Source organism: Acanthopleuribacter pedis (genome assembly GCF_017377855.1).
Lineage (GTDB): Bacteria > Acidobacteriota > Holophagae > Acanthopleuribacterales > Acanthopleuribacteraceae > Acanthopleuribacter > Acanthopleuribacter pedis.
Genome location: NZ_JAFREP010000021.1, coordinates 33,608 through 54,198 on the forward strand (window position 1 = coordinate 33,608; position 20,591 = coordinate 54,198).

15 protein-coding genes are annotated in these 20,591 nt (G+C 55.0%); 12 read left to right on the forward strand and 3 right to left on the reverse strand.

Annotation, left to right across the window (positions count from 1 at the left end; genetic code table 11):
- Nucleotides 1-4: 4 nt before the first annotated feature.
- The 9 genes from J3U88_RS21230 (at nt 5) to J3U88_RS21270 (ending at nt 10,886) form a co-directional block, all read left to right on the forward strand.
- Nucleotides 5-466, forward strand: a complete 462-nt coding sequence (locus J3U88_RS21230) for a DUF2269 family protein (RefSeq protein ID WP_207860987.1) — start codon at nt 5-7, stop codon at nt 464-466.
- A gap of 694 nt (nt 467-1,160) precedes the next feature.
- Nucleotides 1,161-2,669, forward strand: coding sequence for an AMP-binding protein (locus J3U88_RS21235; protein ID WP_207860988.1), 1,509 nt, complete (start codon nt 1,161-1,163; stop codon nt 2,667-2,669).
- The gene (locus J3U88_RS21240) at nt 2,666-3,841 is read left to right on the forward strand and encodes an aminotransferase class I/II-fold pyridoxal phosphate-dependent enzyme (RefSeq protein WP_207860989.1); all 1,176 of its coding nucleotides are present in this window, start codon (nt 2,666-2,668) and stop codon (nt 3,839-3,841) included. Before J3U88_RS21235 ends, J3U88_RS21240 begins: the two co-directional genes overlap by 4 nt.
- Entirely contained in the window at nt 3,838-5,166 is a 1,329-nt protein-coding gene (locus J3U88_RS21245) for an asparagine synthase-related protein (RefSeq protein WP_207860990.1), read from the forward strand. Before J3U88_RS21240 ends, J3U88_RS21245 begins: the two co-directional genes overlap by 4 nt.
- Nucleotides 5,167-5,222: 56 nt before the next feature.
- Complete coding sequence (locus tag J3U88_RS21250) at nt 5,223-5,483, forward strand: acyl carrier protein (protein WP_207860991.1); 261 nt, start codon at nt 5,223-5,225, stop codon at nt 5,481-5,483.
- Nucleotides 5,476-6,096 (forward strand): serine O-acetyltransferase, encoded by a 621-nt coding sequence (locus J3U88_RS35385; protein ID WP_423842075.1) that lies wholly within the window; start codon nt 5,476-5,478, stop codon nt 6,094-6,096. The genes J3U88_RS21250 and J3U88_RS35385 overlap by 8 nt, the downstream gene beginning before the upstream one ends.
- Before the next feature lie 113 nt (nt 6,097-6,209).
- Nucleotides 6,210-7,145 (forward strand): GNAT family N-acetyltransferase, encoded by a 936-nt coding sequence (locus J3U88_RS21260; protein ID WP_207860992.1) that lies wholly within the window; start codon nt 6,210-6,212, stop codon nt 7,143-7,145.
- Nucleotides 7,146-7,365: 220 nt separating this feature from the next.
- Nucleotides 7,366-7,947, forward strand: coding sequence for a sigma-70 family RNA polymerase sigma factor (locus J3U88_RS21265; protein ID WP_207860993.1), 582 nt, complete (start codon nt 7,366-7,368; stop codon nt 7,945-7,947).
- 422 nt (nt 7,948-8,369) lie between these two features.
- On the forward strand, nt 8,370-10,886 hold the full coding sequence (locus J3U88_RS21270; RefSeq protein ID WP_207860994.1) for a serine/threonine protein kinase: 2,517 nt from the start codon (nt 8,370-8,372) through the stop codon (nt 10,884-10,886).
- A 34-nt stretch (nt 10,887-10,920) separates the two neighbouring features.
- Here the strand turns inward: J3U88_RS21270 and J3U88_RS21275 are convergent, their stop codons facing one another.
- Nucleotides 10,921-11,307 carry a hypothetical protein gene (locus J3U88_RS21275; protein ID WP_207860995.1) on the reverse strand — a complete coding sequence of 129 codons (387 nt, stop codon included), beginning with the start codon at nt 11,305-11,307 and terminating at the stop codon, nt 10,921-10,923.
- A gap of 1,835 nt (nt 11,308-13,142) precedes the next feature.
- Between J3U88_RS21275 and J3U88_RS21280 the strand changes: the two genes are divergently transcribed.
- Complete coding sequence (locus tag J3U88_RS21280) at nt 13,143-13,466, forward strand: hypothetical protein (RefSeq protein ID WP_207860996.1); 324 nt, start codon at nt 13,143-13,145, stop codon at nt 13,464-13,466.
- Nucleotides 13,467-13,524: 58 nt separating this feature from the next.
- On the opposite strand, the gene J3U88_RS21285 is transcribed toward J3U88_RS21280, so the two are convergent.
- Nucleotides 13,525-16,818, reverse strand: a complete 3,294-nt coding sequence (locus J3U88_RS21285) for an ABC transporter permease (RefSeq protein ID WP_207860997.1) — start codon at nt 16,816-16,818, stop codon at nt 13,525-13,527.
- A 779-nt stretch (nt 16,819-17,597) separates the two neighbouring features.
- Here J3U88_RS21285 and J3U88_RS21290 point away from each other — a divergent pair.
- A complete protein-coding gene (locus tag J3U88_RS21290; protein WP_207860998.1) occupies nt 17,598-17,822 on the forward strand; it encodes a hypothetical protein in 225 nt (74 codons plus the stop codon).
- A gap of 527 nt (nt 17,823-18,349) precedes the next feature.
- Here the strand turns inward: J3U88_RS21290 and J3U88_RS21295 are convergent.
- Complete coding sequence (locus J3U88_RS21295; RefSeq protein ID WP_207860999.1) at nt 18,350-18,616, reverse strand: hypothetical protein; 267 nt, start codon at nt 18,614-18,616, stop codon at nt 18,350-18,352.
- Nucleotides 18,617-19,304: 688 nt separating this feature from the next.
- Between J3U88_RS21295 and J3U88_RS21300 the strand changes: the two genes are divergently transcribed.
- Nucleotides 19,305-20,528 carry a threonine/serine exporter family protein gene (locus tag J3U88_RS21300; RefSeq protein WP_207861000.1) on the forward strand — a complete coding sequence of 408 codons (1,224 nt, stop codon included), beginning with the start codon at nt 19,305-19,307 and terminating at the stop codon, nt 20,526-20,528.
- The last annotated feature ends 63 nt before the right edge of the window (nt 20,529-20,591 follow it).

Below are 20,591 nucleotides of genomic sequence, written 5' to 3' on the forward strand. Positions count from 1 at the left end.
TAAAATGACCTACGCGACGGTAAAAATGTTCCATCTTTTGGGCGTGGTTCTTTTCCTTGGCAACATTATCGTGACCGCCTTTTGGAAAACGCTGGCCGACCGCACCGGTGATGTAGCGATCATTCGGTTTAGCCAACAGTTGGTGAACCTGACCGACATGGTGTTCACCGCCGGCGGCGCCTCGTTAATTGTGGCGACCGGACTTTGGCTGGTGCCGTCGTGGGACGCCCTGCTCCAACAAGCGTGGTTGTTTTGGAGCTTGGCGGCCTTTGGCGCCTCGGCGGTTATTTGGTTGGGTCTTCTGGTTCCCATCCAGTGGCGTCAAACCCAACTGCTTCGCGAAATGTCGCCGGACGGCGATATAGACGGCCGTTACCAACGACTCACCCGCTGGTGGACCATATTCGGGATGATCGCCACGATCCTGCCCTTCCTACCGCTTTGGTTGATGGTCCACAAGGGTTAACCGACTTTAGAACAACCATTCGCAATGATGGAACGCCGCGTTGGTGCAATCGGGAAGAGCCAGGGCGGCGGGAATCAAGGCAACCGCCAAGCGTGCATTTTCGTGCGTTTTCAACCACACGCATTATATCTGCAAGAAACCACCGAAACTTTGGTGAAAAAAACCATCTTTTTTTCCAAGAAGAGACGTCGCCATTGGATGCAGCGCACAATTTCCACTTTTTTTCCATTTCCTGAACGTTTTCACCGCTAGATCACGCTAAAGTACTATAGAGGGCGCTATTTGGTGATCTACCGCACATTTGCCAGGCGCGCCTTTGTCCTTGACCAGCCACCGCAAACCGCGATAAGTAAGGGTCAAGCAGTCCAAAATGGTTGCCCAACAACCCCGGGTGACACCCCTTCCCTGAGCTAACGCCTTCATTTATTTCCGGTTCTGAAGCTTTTATGTCATCTTGCGAACTTTTCAAAAAATCCACCGTTACCTGTCTCCGCGGACCCAGCCTTTTTTCGGCCGCCTCGAACATGAAAGCCAAGCGCTATGCCTCCATTTCATTCCGTTCTTATAGTGTGACCCAAATGGGTCATATAACTGAAATATAAGGTGTTTTTCGTGATGAACGCCGCGACCCAAGTCACCTCCCCCACAGCCTTACCCATTCGGATGACCATGCCGACACCCTCAGGAGTGAACCATGGGTTTGTTTGAGCACCGCATCGAAACCGTTTTGCGTGAAGGCGCCACCATGCGGCCCGACAGCACCGCGCTGATTGACGGCGATACGCACTGGACCTACGCCGCTTGCGCCGCGGCCGCCCGTCAATACGCGCGCATGCTCCAACACCATGACCTGGGCTATGGAGATCGGGTCGCCCTGCTGTTGGACAAATCACGCGACACTGTTGCAGCCTTCTTTGGGGCTTGGATCGCCGGCGGGATCGTCGTCCCCGTCAACACCGAACTCAAACAACACCAAATCGATCATATCCTCTGCGACAGCGGCGCACGGCTCTTGGTCACCACTTCACGGAAGCTGCGGCAGCTAGACACCGCCGCCTTTGCGGGACAGGTTTTGTGCATCGACGAACCCATGGAAGAAACGCTTCCCGCGTTGACCGCGATCCCCGACCAAGCTAATCCCGACGATCCGGCCGTGATCCTCTACACCTCCGGCTCAACCGGCAAACCCAAGGGTATTTTGGTCAGCCATCGCAACCTCTTCGCCGGCGCCCGCATTGTCGCCGGTTACCTCGGATTGCAACCCGAGGACCGCATTCTATGCGTTTTGCCCTTTAACTTCGACTACGGCCTCAACCAAATGTTGAGCGGCTTTTACACGGGCGCGCGCATCGTGCTTCACAACGGCGCCTTGCCCGCCGACATCTGTCGTGCATTGGTGGACCATCGCATCACCGTCTTCGCCGGGGTACCGCCCTTGTGGTTACAACTGATGAGCCGCTTCTCCCCGCTCAAACAAACCGCCTTGCCCGATTTACGGTTAATCACCAACTCCGGCGGCGCCTTTCCCCAAAACCTGTTGGCCGCCTACCGAGAAACCCTGCCCCATTGCCACATCGTGCTAATGTACGGCCTGACCGAGGCATTCCGCTCCAGCTATTTGCCACCGGAAGAGCTGGCGGCCCGTCCCGGCTCCATGGGGCGCGCCATTCCCCACACCCGCCTGAGCGTGGTCGACGCGGCCGGCGATCCCTGCCCCGCCGACACACCGGGTGAATTGCTTCACCAAGGCCCCACCGTCGCGCTCGGTTATTGGAACAACGCGCGCGCCACCGCCGCCGTCTTCCGGCCCGACCCGATGGCCGACACCGCCGGCGCGCGCGCCGTTTATTCCGGCGATGTGGTGCGCCGCGACCGCGAGGGTTGGTTCACCTTCGTCGCGCGCGCCGACCAAATGCTGAAGGTTCAGGGCTTCCGCCTCAGCCCGGAGGAAGTGGAGGAAGTCGCTTATGCCTCCAACCTGGTAACCGAAGTGATTGTTGTGCCTTTTTACGACGCCCAACAGCACTGCCGCCTGCGCCTGCACGTGGTCCCCAAGGAGGCCGCAACCTTTCAAAAGGCCGCCTTGGCCGCTTATTGCCGCCAACACATGCCCCGTTACATGGTTCCGCACGACATCGTCCTCCACCAAGCCCTACCCCGCACCGCAACGGGAAAAATTGACCGCAAACAGGTGTCCTCATGAAACGTTTCCTCTCCGACGATGTGCTGCATTACCTCGCCACCCAGGAACGATTTGAGTCCCTGCGGCTGGCCACCATCCAGCAGCACGGTCGGAATCTGTGCGACCTGGCCTATGCGAACCCCTACGACGGGCCGGTTCCCGAGGCGATTGAGGCCATGCAAAACGCGCTGGAAACAACCCATCGGCTCAACCTGCAATACACGCCCTACGGCGGCAACACCATGACCCGTCGTCTCATCGCCCAACACCTTTCCAAGAGCCATGGCAAACGCTTTCCCTGGCGCAACGTGGTGCTGACGCCGGGTTCCATGGCGGCGCTGAATCTGGTGTTTCGCTCGATGTTTCGCAAATGGTTCCAAAGCAAATGTTTGATCATTACCCCGTGCTGGCTTGACTACCCGCTCTACCTGACCAACCTCGGCATTGAACCGGTCATGGTCCCGGTCGATCCGGTCACCAAAAGGCTTGACCTGAACGCAATTGAGGCCGCGCTGGACGAACGGGTCCACGGCGTCATCCTCTCGCAACCGGCCAATCCCTCCGGCCTGATTTACAATGAGGAAGAATTGCGTGGCCTCGGCGAAGTACTCAACCGCGCGCCCAATCCGCCGCTGCTGATTTCCGACGAATGCCACCGCGGCATTATTTTCGACGATACACCTTTTGTTTCGCCCGTCACTTATTACCCCAATACCTGTGTCGCCTATTCCTTTGGCAAAAGCCTGCAAATCCAGGGTCAGCGTATTGGTTACGTCGCCGTCAACCCCGACATGGAGCGGGCCGACGAGTACGCGGTCATTCTGGAACGCCTTTGTCGCATCATGGGTTTTTGCACACCCACCGCCCTGATGCAAATCGCCATTCGCGAACTTTTGGACGCGGGACCCGACATGACCCGTCTGCAAAAACGCCGCGACGCCCTTTACGCCGCCTTAACCGGCGCCGGCTACCAGGTCGTCAAACCCCAGTCGACCTTTTTCATGTTCCCCAAGGCGGGCGAGGCCGACGATTTCCATTTCGCACGGGAATTGGCACAACACGGTGTCTTGGTCACACCCTCCAGCTTGTTTCACTACCCCGGCCATTTCCGCGTCTCGATTACCTGTAGCGATGAAATGCTTGAGCGCGCTTTGCCGATTTTCCAACAAGTTCTCGCGGGATGTTGTTCATGAGTTTCACAACCGTCACCCCACTCGGCAAACCGCTGCCGCCCATCCTGTTACACCAAACCCAAAAGCAACCACCGGCGGCCTTTTTTGAGGCTTGGCGGCAACAGCCGGAATTCATCAACGAAATCGACGGCCATTTTGCCACCGTGCTTGTGGACGACGACGGCACCTATCACCTGCTGCGCGATCCCCTGGGTGTCCACAAACTTTTTTTTGCGTTTGATCCCGAACGGGGTTTCGCGTGGTCGCCGCTGCTGCACGCGTTGCGGGAGGCCGGTTATCCGCCGCGCACGATTTGGTCGCTGCCTTCCGCCTGTTGCGCCCGGTTCAACCCGAGCCAACGACGCTGGTCCTTGCAACGCTATCGGGAATGGGATTACGGCGCCTGGTCGGGCGAATCCGCCACAACCATCACCGGCCGCATTCGCGCACGACTGGACCGGGTGTTTGCGCAACTGGCCGCCGCGCTCGGGGACATTCCCGTGTGGGTTACCCTTTCAGGCGGGCTCGACAGCACCGGCATCGCCGCCATGGCACGGCGCTTTTTTAGCAAGGTTGAGGGCGTCACCTTTGCCCTTGATTTGGACCGCCGCCATGTCGCCGCCGGCGAGGATCTCCACTACGCGCGTTTGGCCGCCGACCACCTGTCCATCCCGCTCCGGGAAATCCATGTCGACGGCGACACCATGGCCGAGCAACTCAACAACGCCCTCATCCACGGCCAGGACTGGCGCGATTTTAATGTTCACTGTGCCTTGGTGAACGCCTGCATCGGCGCGCACGGCGATTTGCCCCCGGGTTCGGTTTTGCTGACCGGCGATACCATGAACGAACTTGTGGCCGACTACAGCCCCGTCCCTTTCGCCGGCCAAACCTTTTACCCCTTACCGCGTTTGAAACCGGGCCGGCTCAGACGTTTTCTGGTCAGCGGCCTCGACAGCGGCGACCGCGAGGTCGGCGTGTTCCATCATTTTGATCTGACCGCCATCCAACCCTACGCGCTTTGCGCCGATGCCTACACCGCCCTACCGGATGCGTGGCTCGCCAACGACGACGCCAAAAGTGCGTTGGTCCGCCAAGTGATGGGCGACCTTATTCCAGCGGCGATTTACGCGCGCCCCAAGGTGCGCGCCCAAGTCGGCAACGACCAACAGCAAGGGGGCACCCTGGCCGCGATGGTGGCGCGTGGCATCAACGGCGACCACCTCAAAGAACGGTTCGCCGCCCAGCTCAATTGCGCGCCGGCCTTCCTCGACAGTTTTTTACGCGCGGGCATTTATCGCTCACCCCTCGGCCCCGACCAAATTTGGGCCGACCCATCAGCCTGACCCGCCCCGCCCTGACCAACTTCACCCAACCATCTTTGAATAAAAGGACCCAACCGATGACTGCCAACACCGAAGTCGCCGAAAAGTTAGAAAGCTACATCCGCGCGCAATTTTTTGTCGCCGACGACGACGATTTTTTCACCCGAGACGTCCACCTGTGGAAAGAGGGGTACGTGGACAGTACCGGCGCCGTCGAGGTCATCGCCTTCCTTGAAGATGAATTCCAGATCCGCCTACCCGACGAGGTTTTGTTTGATCCCAACTTCACCACCATCAACGGCATGGCCGACCGCGTGGCGGGCCTGATCCATGGCTGAAGCGGCCGGCCAAGAGGCCGAACGCGCGACGGAACGCCAAACCGCGGCGCCCCCGTCGCCACAACCCGGTTTGTGGCGGGAACTGCGCGAGGCCTACGCACTCCATGAACGCCGCCTCATGAACCCCGCTTTTTGGGCGGTGGCCAACTACCGCTTCGGCGTGTGGTCGGCGCGGCGCGGCTTCACCCCCTGGCGCAAACTCACCTCGCTGCTGTACGGCTGGTGTTTTTTCTGGATTGATTTGATTACCGGCATCGCCATCAACCGCGAGGCGGAAATCGGGCCGGCCTTCCACTTGATCCATCACGGCAACGTAAAAATTCACCCGGAAGCGCGGATCGGCGCTCGCTGCGGCATGATGCACGACGTCACCCTCGGCCTCTCACCCGGCCGCGAAGGCGCACCCGTCATTGGCAACGATGTGTTTATCGGGGCCGGCGCAAAAATTGTCGGACCCGTGGAAATCGGCGACGGAGCCATGATTGGCGCCAATTCACTGGTGATCAACCATGTGCCCGCCGGGGCCACCGCCCTGGGTGTCCCGGCAAGGGCAATGCCGGGCTCACGGGGCGCCCCCAAACGCCAGGTTTCATCCACAAAAACACAACAATAAGGTAAGCCGAACGACCGTTTTAGGTTATGCTCCCCTACATATTCGGGACCCCTCGGTTCACCGCGAATCGGTCCCTGATGACGATCCCCGTGTCCCTTGGATGGAGCTTCTGAATGCAACAAAATGAACACGAAACACCCAACCTGCGGCCCATGCGCGCGGAAGACATCGACCGCGTTTTGGAAATCATCTACGATCACGACGAGGACGATGCCGCGACCGCCGAGTACACCTACCGCGAGTCGGGCCTTACCGATAAATTCGTGTTGGTCCACGAAGACGACATCCTCGGCACCACCGGTTTTAACGCGGTCGAAGATACCGACCGAACCTATTGGCTTTCCTGGACCTATCTCGACGATGATTACCAGGGGAAAGGCTACGGCCGTTTGATGATGGAAGGGTTGTTCGACATCCTGCAAGCCCGATCCGCCCGCAAAATCTTTTTGACCACCAGCGATTACCAGGACGAAGAGGACGGTGATATTTACGAAAGCGCCCGTGCCTTTTACGTTGCCCTCGGTTTTGTGGAAGAGTTGCGCCACAAGGATTTTTACGCCCCCGGCGAAACCATGATTTACTACGGCTACCGCTTCCCGGGGCTTGCCGAGGCCGAGCCCGTCTCCGAGGCCGAGCAAGCGGAAGAAAAAGAACTGGGCGAAGATGAGGAACCCCTGATTCCCGGCGCCTTGATCACCGGTATCTCGGAAATCCCCGAAACCAAAGACGCTTACGGACTGGAATGGCGCTACACGCAAGACGGCACCTACTTCGACGCCGCCATGATCGAAAAGGTGCTCGCGAAGGCTCGTGAATGGAACGCACGCACCTTGTTCGCCAGTTTCCCCAGCGATTTGGAAGCCATCGAAGCTTTGTTGGGACCCAAGGGTTTCAAACAACACGGCCGCCTGGTTGATTTCTTTGAGGACGGCATTGACGATTGCCATTGGCGATTCGATTTCCAATCCGCGCCCAATGGAGGCGCCGCCAAGGGCAAGCCCCATCACGGCGGGAATAAAAAACGACGCGGCAAGGGCGGCCGGCGCTAACCACAAATTCACAAAGCGCGTAGCCCCTTCCCTGCCATGAGGCAGGCTTCCCAAGGGTTCTTCGTCCGAACCCGAACCAGGCTAAAGTTCATCGCGCGGGCTCGCGATATAATCAACATGTTCTTATCCAAAAAAAGCGACCCTATTTCGCCCTAATTTCGCCTTTACGGGCGCAATGGTGTTCGCTCAATGAGAGATTCTTAAATGAGTTTGGGAGCTTATGAGTCCACAGAAAGAAATTACCCAGTTGCTATACGATTGGCAAAAAGGGGATCAGCAGGCGTTTGAAGAGCTGGTTCCGATTGTGTACGAGGAACTTCGCGGTTTGTCGCGACGGTTTTTGGCGCGTGAACGCAAGGGCCACACCTTTGCCAGCTCCGATTTGGTCAACGAGGCCTACCTGCGTTTGGCCAAACAAGATCGCGCCGATTGGAAAAACCGCTCGCATTTCTTTGGGGTCGCGGCGACCATGATGCGCCGGATCCTCATTACCCACGCGCGCGAACGCAACGCCGAGAAACGCGGCGGCGATATGGTGCGTGTCACCTTGTCCCTGAACGAGGGTGAAGGCAACGAGTTCGACGTGGAGCGTTTGCTGGCGCTGGATCAAGCCCTTGAGCTGCTCCAACAACAGGACGAGCGCAAGGCAAAGGTGGTTGAACTCAAATATTTCGGTGGCTTAACCGAGGATGAAATCGCGGAAATCATGGATGTCTCCAGTTCAACGGTGCGCAGCGATTGGCGCTTCGCCAGGGCGTTCTTGTTCAGCCGCTTGAACGCCAAAGATAACGACAAGAAGTAAGCGGGGGAACTTCGATTTCTCAAGCAAAAAACCAAAGGCGGGCCGCGTGCCCGCCTTTGGTTTTTACCTAAGAAGCGCGATAAGAGTGAGGGACTTTGGCTAAAGATCTGAAGCGAAATGGTTTGGAAAAAGCGGGCCGGGGTCACGCACGACGCGCACCCGGTGGCCCTGAGCATTTTTACACGCCGTTGCAGCCCAGAGGTTTAGCCAAAATCGCCGCGAGTTATTGCGCTTCTTAGGTTTTAGGCAAAAGATGTATAATCAATTTTATTCTTTGGCTTTGATCACGATGAGCCGTGCTTCTTCATTTCTTTATCTGTGTTTCCGTTCATTAAGCGGGTGTGGACGCACCCCCCCGGTTGGCAATCCCGAGGCATCCCACGGGGCAACAACCAGCCGGATTTGTCTAGCAGAAGGTTTCCATGTCGCCATCTCTCCCCCCTCGCCCTAAGGGACAGGGTTCGCCCGACCCACTCATCGGCCGAAGCCTTGGCCCGTATCGCGTCGTGCGTCTGATCGGATCAGGCGGCATGGGTCGCGTTTACGAGGGGCACCAAACCGGTGCGATCAAAAAGAAAGTCGCCCTCAAGGTCATGCGACGCGACCATCGTTCGGAATTAATGCGCCGCCGTTTCGAATTAGAACTACAGACCTTGGCCTCGCTGAGCCATCCCAACATCGCCACCATTTTGGTGTCGGGCGCCCGCGACGACGGTGAAAACTGGTTCGCGATGGAGTACGTGGAGGGCAGCGACCTGATCACCTACTGCGAGGAGAAACGACTCAAGGCCCCGGCCCGACTCAAGCTGTTCATCAAAATTTGCGACGCGGTCCACTACGCCCACCAGCGGGGAATCATCCACCGCGACCTCAAGCCGGCCAACATTCTCATTCGCGAGGTAGACGGATTAGCCGAGCCCAAAATCATTGATTTCGGCATCGCCAAGGTCACCGCCGAGGAAAAACCCAAATTTGATCAGGCAACCATGGTCACCGAGGTCACCGCACCGGGCATGACCGTGGGCACCGTGGGTTACATGAGCCCGGAACAAACCCACCTGGGCGAAGACACCATCGACGTACGCTGTGATATTTACAGCTTGGGTGTGGTGCTCTACGAATTATTGGTAGGAAACCGCCCCCTGGACGATAAACGCATTCAATCCGGCACCTGGGACCAGGCCTTTGCCTTGGTGCGCGAACACGAACCGGAAAGACCGAGTAAAGCGGTCAAACAAACCGCAATCGAGGAGACCACGACCCTGATTGACGTAAGTTCGGTTTCGGGGCTCAGCAAATACTATCGCGGTGATTTGGATTGGATCGTGCTTAAAGCGATGGAAAAGGACCGCGAGCGCCGTTACCAAGGCGCCGACCTCTTCGCCAAAGACATCCACAACTTCCTGGGTCGCTTACCGATTACCGCGGGTCCCCCAACCTGGCGATACCAAACCAAACGTTTCGCCCAAAGAAACAAAGCCCTGGTCGCCGGCCTAGCCTTCGTATTGGTCGGCATCATCGCCGGCATGTACGGTTTGGTTTACGGTTACATCCAGGCCAAAGAAAGGGAAGCACAGGCGATTAGAGAAGCAACTTCTTCCCAAGAGACGCTAAGGTTTCTTCAAGGTGCTATTGGTTCAAATAAGGTCTATCTTGGACCAACAACCAGGATCATCGACCGATTCACACAGACAACCGATGAGGTCAATGAACTCAACATCTTACCAAGTACAAAAGCAAGAATATTATACTTTTTTGCCAAAACTCACAAAAAGACAGGCAACTACAATAGTGCCGAGTCCTTCATAACAGAAGGTTTAAAAATCCAAACCAACACACAAAACAAAACAAAATTACTTCTCGATTCAAAATACGAACTTCTTTCTATAAAAAAGTTCCAACGAAGTTCAACCGATTTCACAAGAGAAATCCAAGAACTCCTTACACAGTACAGTTCTATCCTTCCAAAACACCACGAAAAAATCATAAGAATGACCTGTGAGCTTAGTTACTCATTCACAAAAAAAAGAGAATTCAAAAAAGCCCTAGAGACACTCAACACCTTAAGTGGAATTAAATGGAATTCCATAGACAACGGAAACTCATTTTACGCGCTTTACAAAGCAAATCTAGGAAGCATCTATTACCATAAAGGCGACTACAACAAAGCCATACCCATACTCGGAGAATCTTTTTCAATTCTAAAAAATTCACATTTAACGACGTCTCACATGGTTACAGAATGTATACTTAATTTACCTTGGGCTCTTGGCAGAACAGGAAAAATAGAAGAGGCTATCATAGCACATGAAGATATCTCATCAGAAATGATAAAACTATGGGGACACGATCACCCTCGAATTCTTGTCACCAATTTAAATTCCCATACTTTTTACATTGCAAACAAAGAATACATCAAAAGCATTAACATCATCATCAACACACTATCATTGCTAGGAAAACATAAGGATTCATACAAGTACAATGTCTTACTTTCTCTGTCCAACCTCGGATACTTACTAAATGTCTTAGGATATAAAAACGAGGCAATACATATATATGAAGAAGTGTTAACCGAAAAAGAAGAGTCTTTCGGATCAATTGCGAGAACGACGATAAATAGCCTAGAGAAACTTGCCGAGCTTTATCAAGAGTCAAACCCTTCTGAAATTCCAAACTTACTTCCAAGGTTTCTTTATTTATTACTTGAACAAGAAGGCGACTACTTAATTTTTATTCAACGTTTGATTCCAATCCTTACCAGGTCTTTAAAGGACGAGAGTAAGTATGAAGAAGCATATGCATGGGAATGCGCCTTTCTAGACAAGCTTCTTGAAAACCAAAATTCAAATCTAGAATTAATTGAGGAACAGTATCTCAAAATTGAAGAGATATTCAACTCAATAAAAGCCGGGTCACCTTTCCGTTCCAGTCAATAACCTGTAAAAAAGGGAGGCTCGCGCCTCCCCTAAATTAATTTTTGTTTTTTTGTTGCTGAATGGATAGAACTAATCGGATGATATTCTCGTTTTTGCAGTTGCTCAACTGATTAATGGCAAAAATATCCGCTTCTGGGTTATTCTGAGTGTACTCATTCAGAAACGTTTCAAAAGCGCTGGATTCCTGAATACTTCCGTCAAGCGGTGTTTGGGTAGAAACAATAGGATTAACGAGAGTTCCTTCACCACCACCTGGATTGTTGGGCCACTCGATGTCGATACCATGATCCAAATTGGGAGAGTACATTTTTCCTACATCACCGCCGCCAGGGTTATCGGGCCACTCGGGTGGCGCTTCCTGAGACAGAGCAAAAGGGGTGAACAGTACAAAAACGAAAAGAAATAAAACATTGCGTAACATAACTACCTCCAAACAAGGGAGTAACGGACCAAATACGTAAGATGGGCTGAGTGTTTGAGGTAGATCTAGATCTGATCGGACGCCAAAGCGACCTATTGTCGACTCGGTTATTATACCAAAAAGACGTCATCTTGACTCTAAAAAGATGTCTTTTTTCGGTTTTTTTTGTAAGATTCCGAGTCTCAGGGGCTCACCGAGGGTTGGATCCGCGGCGAGAAGGCGTGAGGCACCGCTCGAATCCGGGTGCTGTTGTCCGAAAACACACCCTTCATCAAGACGCACCTCCGGCAACAACCGGCCAAGCAAACCGGGGTTCCCGCCACGGGACGATTTCCATGTTGATGAGACTGAAAATATCTAGATCAGGACCACTGCAAAAACGTTCATCCAAATGAACGTGGTGGATTTACCTTGTTGGGCAAAAGGATGATTGCGCACGTTAACCGCTCTAGAATCGAATGATCTTAGCTGGGTGACGACCACTCATGAAAATCGCGATTCTAGTCGCGTTAACGACAAGCCTCTTATTTCAAAATAATTACCGGCAAGCGAAACCCCAACCGATGGTTTGGAAACGGCGGAAATTCGTTGCACTTTATTTATTGGGGTCGAAAACGACCAGGTTCGCTCCCGCAAAACGCTCAAACGCTTGGCGTTACCGCTTTTCTAAAAACACCGTCCGCGAGTCTTCGGTCTTTTTTAAACAAAAAACCGACCCAACACCGGCCCCCCCCCGCCCATTGAGCGAAAGAAGCCAGCCCCCAAACAACAAGACCCCGGCCCTCTCCCTCGGAAGAAAGTCGGCTTTGGCCATCGGCTTGGTGGAATACCGGCTTGGGTTGTGGCGGCGTTCCTTTAACGGATGCTGTTTTTCTGAATTTTGCGTTCGGTTACGTCTCAACCATGCGTTGTTCTGTTTTTCGCATTTGATGAGGTCGGCGTAACCGCGGGATAACGGTCAGACGACTCTGTGTCCGTACCGGTGGCGCGTGGGTTCACCGTGGGTGCTCACCGCTGCTTGGGCCAACAGACTGTCGTTGGCACATTCTAAAAACATGAAAGCAGGTATGATGGCTTGAAACGTTTTCTGGTAATCAAGGTGTGTGTGCTTTTTAAATTTTTTAACCATAGCGTCCTACCTTTCCGCGACTCGCGCAGGTGCACCGCGTGCTGCTTCACAATTCACCCTTCCAGGCGCCGGCCCAAAATCAACAGGGCCAAAAAATCGACGTAAGACCGGCAAATCTCAGTCATCACTTAAAGTTGCCACCTTATCCATAGCGCCTGAACCTGGCCTGAAACGACGTCGGTGGATTTCGGTAAAAATCCACACGCGGTGTTCACCTTGGTTTTTACCGAACCCTCGCCGATGTCTCGACTCAGGTCGGCAGGTTCGTGTTCTCACGTTTCATCAGTGTCGGCCCCCACCGACACAGTCACAAGCGGTTATCCATTTAAAAAGGTCTCAAAAAATTTCGAATGTTCGGGCGCTTGCCCACGGCCTACTTGAAAAAGGCAGACCAACTCGCGCCGACCTGCGCCACGAGCTCATTATATATAGGTCGCTTGTTCACGGCTTTCAAGCGGTTCCCCCACTTTTTCCAAGATTTATCCGCGCCGACCCCAAAACGAGCATGTCCCCCATGGGTTCACACCACGTTCCTAACACCTGTTAATTACGCGGATTTCGCATATTTCGGAAAATCCACATTCTCTTTTCAAACTTTTGTCACATATTTACGAATACCTAGAACGGGTATCGCCTTAAGTTGCGCGTATAGAAAGTAAGGGGCGGTAAACAATCGGACCTCATTCAGACCTTTTAGGATACGCATATGGAAGAACACGTTTCCTGGCAGCAGTTAGAACATCATTTTCACCTCTGCTTGGCGATGGACGCCGAACAGCAGAGCCACTACTTGCGCGCGCTAAAACAGCATGACGCGGACATGGTCGACGAACTGCTTGTTCTGCTACAAGGCGATGCGGAAGCCGAATCGGAACAATTCTTCGAGGAAAATCCACTCGACCCTTTTTACGGGTGCGCCGAGGCGAACCCCAGCAGCAATCACTTTGAGCGCCTTCTCAACACCCCACTCCCCCGTCTCAAACTATCTGCCAAAAACCGACTGCTCCTGGCCGCGGTCAGCCGCCGTTAAACCGCCCGCTGGCCACGGCGGGCGAAACAAATAGGTTTGAAGCGAGACGCTCATTCGTCTACTGACTTTTAAGCCCGGCCACAATCGGCGCCGAGGCGGTTTGCCATACGGAAGCCAGGGTCGCCAACAACCCCACGCAAAATACCAACACCAGCGTTCCGGCGACCTCGAAGGTTTGCGCTCCCAAACCCACCTTTAAGAGCTGGGGTATTGCCGCAACCGTGGCCGACACGGCACCAACCGCAATGCCTTGCACCAGAATCAGGGTTGCTTCACCGAATTGCATCCACATAATGCGCCGTTGCGGGAAACCAACCGCACGCAGCAAGGCAAACTCGGCACGGCGCTCCATCGCATTGCGCAAAACAATCACGGCCAGGCCCAAGGTACCGAGGAGAAGCCCCAGCCCACCCAATGCCTGAAATATGGAAATATAGGTATTTTCAATGCGGTGAAAGGCCTGCAGCAGATCGTTGCTTGTGGTCATGTCCAGGCCGTAGTCCTCATAGGCAGCTTCCAATTGATTGGCCAAGGCAAGGGTGTCATGGTCGTCCTTGGGGTCGATATAAAAAGATCGGTAGCCGCTTTCGTCTGGGAACGCCTTTAAAAACGCGGATTCAGCCATAATCAATTCACTTTGGAAAATGCTTTTGTTCACCAAACCCACGATGCGCAGGCGGACTTCACCGCCACCCGGTTTGGGGTAAAGAATGTCTTTGCCCAAGCCGGACTTAAGAATCCACTGCACCGAGTTAAAGTCGCCGATAACGGGCACGGCACCGTCTTCAAAAGTTTTGTCCAGCAACCGCCAGGGCTGATCCGTGGGTTCAATGGTTGCGGTAAAGGTGAATCGCCCCTCGGGCCATGCGGTGTCGGGCAAGGCCAGCAACCGCGGTCGCTGGGGCGCAAACAGGTTAAGGCAACTGCTGTCATCGCCGGGAAGAAAACGCATCGGCACAACCTCGCCCACGGCGCGCATGGCGGCGGCAACCTCGTCCTCGGAGCCGGTGCGCCACGCGGAGGCCTCGCGATAGAGCGGAACATCGCTGTGTCCAATCAGCGCAAAACCACCGGCGGGACCTTCCGGTTTATTGACATCGTAATCACCGTGATACTTGCTCAAACCGGTCATTACCAGGGTAAAACAGGCAAAGGCAACCAGGGAGACGGCCAGCAGGAAACGGCCGGAAAACCGGATCATGTTGCGGCGCGACAAGGCCATCCACCCATCGAAGGCGGCGCCTTCCCGCGCGCGGGAGAGGCGCAACGAGAGATGGGCCAAGTAGCCGAACAACAGCGCGCTACCGAGGCCGAAGTAGGCCGGAACCGCGCGTGGCTCCATCGCGATCCCCACCGCGGCGGCGGCGAACCCAACGGCCGCTAGCGCGCGAATGACGGTCGCGACGGTACCGCGCCCCTGGTGGGAGGCGGAAAAACGCATCGCCAGCAAACGAACCGGTGCGGTCTGGGTCAGGGCGCGTACGGACCAGCCAATGGTTAAAAGGGAAATGACAACGGAGACAAACCAACCGATGAGCGCGGTTTGGGGCAAAAACACCCACTCAAGCGGCACCTCACCGAGGGCCCACCAATGCTGCAAACCGTACATTATGACGCGACCGTACAAAGCGGCACCGGCGACGCCGAATAACGCGGCGACGGCGGTTAGAAGCAAACCTTCCTTGAGGAATTGACGCCGAACCTTGGTGACGGTGAACCCCGTGGCCAGGCGCAGGCCGATTTCGCGGGAGCGCATGGCCACGGCAAGACGCATCAGCATGCCGACCAAACCCAAGGCGGCGGCAATCAGGAAAAAAGAAAGCGCGGTGAACAGCCCGGTAAAGTCGGTCGATCCACGCGAACCGGCCCGCGCCGCCTCACGCAGCATAAACGGCACCCAGCCCCCGTCGATGGGGCGCAAACCGGCCAACAGTTCCTTGGCGACGGCGTCACGGGTTTGCCCCGGCGATTCGGAAACGAAACGAAACCCAGTGGCGTCGCCGAAGCGATTTTCCCACATGACGCGGGCGCGATTTGGGTGAATGAAGGCCTTGGGTGCGGCGCGATAGTCGTCCCAATAGGTTTCATCCACGGGGCGCACGGCGTCGAGATCCATTTCAAAGGGTGGGTTCCAGTCGGCAATGTTCTCGGCATCTTCAATACCGGGGAATACGGGCACCAAATGGTCGTCCACGGCCAGGCCGTCCATGGCGACCACGCCTTCGACAGTAAAGGTCGCGGTTTCTTCCTCGCTGCGTCCATCACCCTGAACGGCATAATACCGCATGGTGACGGTGTCGCCGACGGCGGCCCCCATGTCGTCGGCCGCCCATTGGTTCAGCCACATACCGTTTTCACTGAGCGCGCCGGAACCGGCGGTAAAGGTAAACAAGGGTTTGGTTACCCGCGGATCAAGCGCGGCCACGGTCGTATAGGGCACCACCTTTTCGCCTTTGCGAATGCTGTTGGCAAGGTAGGCAAAAATAGGAAAATGCGGATTATCGCCGGCAGCAACGCGCGTCAAGCGATCAATCACGGGATTAGGCAGAAAAAAAGCATTACTTTCAAAGGTGACTTGGCCCTCGGCCTGACGCGTGGTAATGCCGTAGTCGGCCAAACTCAGTTGCGAAGCGAGGTCTTCGACCAACTGATCCCCACCGGGCGCGGCCCCGCGAATGAGCAGCATGTTGGCCTGATCAGGGCGTTCGAGTTGGCGCTGGAGCCGCTTAATCGGAACAAAGGCATTGTAAATGCCGGCCTGGGCGGCACGGGGTGAAAAACCACCGGCGCCGCGATCAGGAACAATCATCGCGACGCGAAGCCGCAAGCGCCCATGGCTCTGACTCTCATCCTTATGGGCCAAAACAGCCTCGCGGTTCACCTCGCTCGGGTTGGCGAACTGAAACAAGACATCGTCGCCGACCTTCACCTGAAGGGCGTCGGCAAGCGGCTGATTGAGCATCACGGGCGGAAAGCCGGGCTGTCGCGGGGGGAAGGCCGGCAACGGGTCGCTGTCGAACAGTTTCTCGTAGCCTTCCTCGACGCCGATAATCTGTAGGTTGGAGACACGCGCCTTGTCGCTTCGTGCAAAACCGGGAATCAAAACGACGGGGGCGACAACCCGCGCCTGGTCACCGGAACTTTTTTGCAAGCGGTCGGCTAATTCGACCGGGAAAAACCGCCCCGGGGTTAAAGCGGCATCGACTTGGCCCAAACGTGCCAGCGCCATTTGGGCGAGGCTCAAACGAACCGAATCGCCCACCATGAGGGCACCGATCAATATTGAAGCGGCGATCACCACGCCTAAAAACACGGCACTATGAATTCGCCAATAATGAAGTAATGCGCGCAATGGATCGCCTCCCTTATGGTTCACCAAACATGGTCACTCTTTTCAACAACGCAACGGAACCGTGACTGGAACCGACGGCGGCAGCACGGCCGCAACATCCATCAACATCTTGAAACAAGTCCCTCATTTTACTACGGAACCAGCCGGAACATCGTTGCCAATCCCCCGGGGAACCCATCGACACCAAGTAGCCGCTCTCAGCGGGGACGCGGGCACGCGCGGGAAACGCGGGGCTTTCTCTAGGAAAGCATAAACAACACAGCGAAACAGCTCACTTACAGGAAGTTAACAACTCAAGACAAAATTCAATTCGACATCCAATCCCACGAAAACAACAGGTGCAAGGTAAAAAAATTCCTAAAATTGAAAATCGTTAACTTTGTCTGTCACCTTCTGCCGGTGTTTATCGCTATTTAAGGGTAGATGCGGTGCATCTTTTCTTAGGAACATGCACGTGAGCCCGCAACCCACGCCCGCCGCAACTCACCTATGGAGTAAGGGTCGTATCCAAACCTATCCTAGAGGATATTCGAACCGACGTTCGACCGTGACGGTGATTTCAAGGTTGGTCCCAAGGCCCGGGATCGACCTTGAAATCATCCGGCAAAAAGTCACATAAAAAAATCGAAGCGTAAGTTCAATTCAATGTATCCGTCTCGGGCCAATAAGGTACTCAGTGAAATGTGAACCAACCCACCAAGTACAAACTGTATCCGCTCAAAGAAGTGGAACAGCATTTGCTTAACTATCCACCATAAGCTGTCTCTGGGAGCAAAACCATGCCCTGTTCCTCAATCCCCACGCCGATTTCGACGCCCCCTAACCGCGACAGGGTTCATGCGATTTGCATGTACTGTCAGGCCGCCCGTGTGAACAAAACCACCTGGTTGCCCCTCCAGGAAGGCGAGAAACCTTTACCCCGTGTCAGCCACGGCGTGTGTCCGAGTTGTTACGACCAAGCGGTCAAACAACTGGTACTCGAGATCAGAGGCCTCTCCGCATAACGGAGCCGAGGAACCCCCTCTCCCACAATACCCAGTCCGCTGCATAGAAATGCCGGCGAACAGCCTGGGCAAGTGCCGGCTCGTACCGATCAGGCACCATTTACATTCTTAATCGCGGCGCGTCAAGTTCACCAAGGAATCGAGAGCCGCGCCATGGTGACGCCCAACCCAGGGAGAGCGCTTAAAGAACCATGCAAAGCCCAGCCCGGACAAGCCGGCCCAGAAAACCGGCGGCGGCGCGCAACAAGGCGCCCACCGCGCGCGAAGCCGTGAAACGCACACCCTTGAACCTAAATTGAGCGATTCTTGGCGACGCCCTTGCACAAATATCGGCGCAGGACCCGCCGATACTGGAGCGATTGCATCCACCCGAATCGCACACTTTCGGTTGAAAAACAAGGGCTCAAGAAAAGGTACAACCCGCGTCAACAGTTCTAACTGTATATGGTCTATGTTGATGCATAACCAACGCACACAACAAGATAATGTGTTCTATTCGGCTTGGGCAGGTGTTTTGGGGGGACCCGTTAGCACATGGCGCGACGGCGCGAGGTGTAGTGCATGATGCTTTCAATGGGCACCCGCGAGTATTCATGGAATGGAATGTCTTTAGCAAAAGCTTCCAATTCGGTGAGTTGCTGTTCCGCCAAGTTGCCAATCGGTTTGAGTTGAACTTCGTTTTCGTCAGTAATAAACAGGTTAGCCACCAGGTGTTGCGGACGATCCAAATCGACAATCCCCCCTAACAAAAAGGGCGGACTAAGCTCCGAGCCTGGGAAAAATTTGAAGCGCATTTTCCCTCCAAGAAGAAGACAAAAGATAGATGAATGATCTTTAGAACAGTTAAAGGCACTATAACGATTATTTTTTAGGATGCCAAGTAAAAAAACACAGGATTTCAAGCACTTTACCCTGATTTTCCACAAGTTAGACTGTTCTTGTGGAAAACCAATCCGTCGGCGAACCCCCGCGCCTCCCACCCCACTACCGGAAAATAATTTGCTTTCACTCGTGAAACAATCGACCCATCCTGATTATTATCTGCACGTTACACATTTCTAGCCCACCTGTTTTTTTCACTTCTTTGCCGGCGATTGCGGCCACCACGGCGCGCAAACACCCGTTTTACAACCCACGATGACGGCACAGACGCGCCGTGCTTTTTTCAGAAAAATCGAGACGAGCGCCCCGTCAAATAAGCATTTCTTTCTCTGGACAAACGTTTTTCCGCTCAGGGCCCCCTGTCCGAACTGTTTGGAAAATCTACCCAACAGCGGCGATTTTACCGATTAGAAATTTTTAAACCCTTTGGACTTTATCGCCAAAGAGATCCCACAACCGCCGTCATCTTGCCATTCAGCCCGGGCGGCGTGCGTTTTGTCACACGGGTAGTACACTTTCGCACGGGTTTTACCAGGGCGTGATCACTTTGAAACATTGTCCAGGCGGATGCTTCATATAAGATAGGCGCGAGGTGACTTTATGACGACCCCGTCTGCTTCCGATGCACATTCACCCATCAACCTGTCGATTGACCTAGCCATGGCACTCCAGCGTTACGGCCTGCCTTCCCACCGTATCGAAGACGCCATGGACCATATCAACCAGGTACTGGGTTTAACCGGCCAATTTTATGTGGCGCCGACTTCAATTTTCGCCACCTTTGGCGAGGGCGAATCGCGCCGAACCTATTTCATCCGCGGGGTCGCGGCCGACATCAATCTTGAAAAGCTGGATGCGGTGGACCAAGTCGCCCAGGGATTGGGCAACAAAAGCATTTCGGTTGGTGCGGCGCGCATGCGCCTGGAAGCGATCCAAGCTCAACCCGAACGGTATGGGCCACTGCTTACCCTGCTGTGTTTTATGCTGGGTTCCGCGGGAGCCGGCCGCCTTTTCGGCGGTGGATGGCGCGAAGTGTTGGTCAGCGGCTTGATCGGCACCATGGTGGGGGTGTTGGTCCTGCTGGCACCGCGTCTGGAAGCGGTCGGGCGCCTGATCGCCCCGCTTGCCGCCATTGGCGCGGTCGCGCTGGCGAAAAGCGCAACCTTGGTATTGGGTCCCATGTCAATTTACATCCCAACGGTGACCGGGCTCATCGTGTTGTTGCCAGGCCTGAGTTTAACCGTGGGCATGGTTGAATTGGCCACGGGCCACCTGGTCTCGGGAACCTCCCGTTTGGCCAATTCGGCCGTATTTTTTCTGCTGCTCGGTTTTGGCATCGGGCTCGGCGGTCAAATCGAGCGCCTGTTGCCTTTTGCGGTCCAAGTCGCGGCCCCCCAAGCACTGCCGGGCTGGACGGAATGGCCGGCCCTCATCACGGTGGCGCTCTCGTTTGCGGTCTTGTTTCGCGCCAACCCGCGTCACGTCGGCTGGGTGTTCCTTTCCGGGGTTACCTCGTTCCTCGCCTCGAAGCACGCGAGCACCCTGATTGACGCGCAACTGGGCGGGTTTCTGGCCGCGCTTTATCTCGGCTTGTTGAGCAACGTATTCGCACGAATGGCCAAGCGACCGGCAACGATTATGTTGGTACCGGGCATTATGTTGTTGGTTCCTGGAAGTATCGGCTTCAGGAGTATCTCGTCGCTGCTGGAGAAACAAACCCTGATTGGGGTTGAAACGGGGTTTGCCATGACGTTTGCGGGCATCGCCCTGGTCGCGGGCCTGATCTTCGCGAACGTGCTGTTACCGCCGAAGACGCCGTTTTAGCCGCCTGGCTCCCAAAAAGAATGCAGGCCAAAACAAAAAAGCTCGCTTGGGGAAGGTCATCCC

What these genes read in the sequence shown, in the direction of transcription:
- J3U88_RS21275 (WP_207860995.1), bottom strand. Translation starts at nt 11,307, where the DNA reads ATGTTACGCAATGTTTTATTTCTTTTCGTTTTTGTACTGTTCACCCCT.
- J3U88_RS21235 (WP_207860988.1), top strand. Translation starts at nt 1,161, where the DNA reads ATGGGTTTGTTTGAGCACCGCATCGAAACCGTTTTGCGTGAAGGCGCC.
- J3U88_RS21270 (WP_207860994.1), top strand. Translation starts at nt 8,370, where the DNA reads ATGTCGCCATCTCTCCCCCCTCGCCCTAAGGGACAGGGTTCGCCCGAC.
- J3U88_RS21250 (WP_207860991.1), top strand. Translation starts at nt 5,223, where the DNA reads ATGACTGCCAACACCGAAGTCGCCGAAAAGTTAGAAAGCTACATCCGC.
- J3U88_RS35385 (WP_423842075.1), top strand. Translation starts at nt 5,476, where the DNA reads ATGGCTGAAGCGGCCGGCCAAGAGGCCGAACGCGCGACGGAACGCCAA.
- J3U88_RS21290 (WP_207860998.1), top strand. Translation starts at nt 17,598, where the DNA reads ATGCCCTGTTCCTCAATCCCCACGCCGATTTCGACGCCCCCTAACCGC.
- J3U88_RS21280 (WP_207860996.1), top strand. Translation starts at nt 13,143, where the DNA reads ATGGAAGAACACGTTTCCTGGCAGCAGTTAGAACATCATTTTCACCTC.
- J3U88_RS21260 (WP_207860992.1), top strand. Translation starts at nt 6,210, where the DNA reads ATGCAACAAAATGAACACGAAACACCCAACCTGCGGCCCATGCGCGCG.
- J3U88_RS21245 (WP_207860990.1), top strand. Translation starts at nt 3,838, where the DNA reads ATGAGTTTCACAACCGTCACCCCACTCGGCAAACCGCTGCCGCCCATC.
- J3U88_RS21240 (WP_207860989.1), top strand. Translation starts at nt 2,666, where the DNA reads ATGAAACGTTTCCTCTCCGACGATGTGCTGCATTACCTCGCCACCCAG.
- J3U88_RS21265 (WP_207860993.1), top strand. Translation starts at nt 7,366, where the DNA reads ATGAGTCCACAGAAAGAAATTACCCAGTTGCTATACGATTGGCAAAAA.
- J3U88_RS21295 (WP_207860999.1), bottom strand. Translation starts at nt 18,616, where the DNA reads ATGCGCTTCAAATTTTTCCCAGGCTCGGAGCTTAGTCCGCCCTTTTTG.
- J3U88_RS21300 (WP_207861000.1), top strand. Translation starts at nt 19,305, where the DNA reads ATGACGACCCCGTCTGCTTCCGATGCACATTCACCCATCAACCTGTCG.
- J3U88_RS21230 (WP_207860987.1), top strand. Translation starts at nt 5, where the DNA reads ATGACCTACGCGACGGTAAAAATGTTCCATCTTTTGGGCGTGGTTCTT.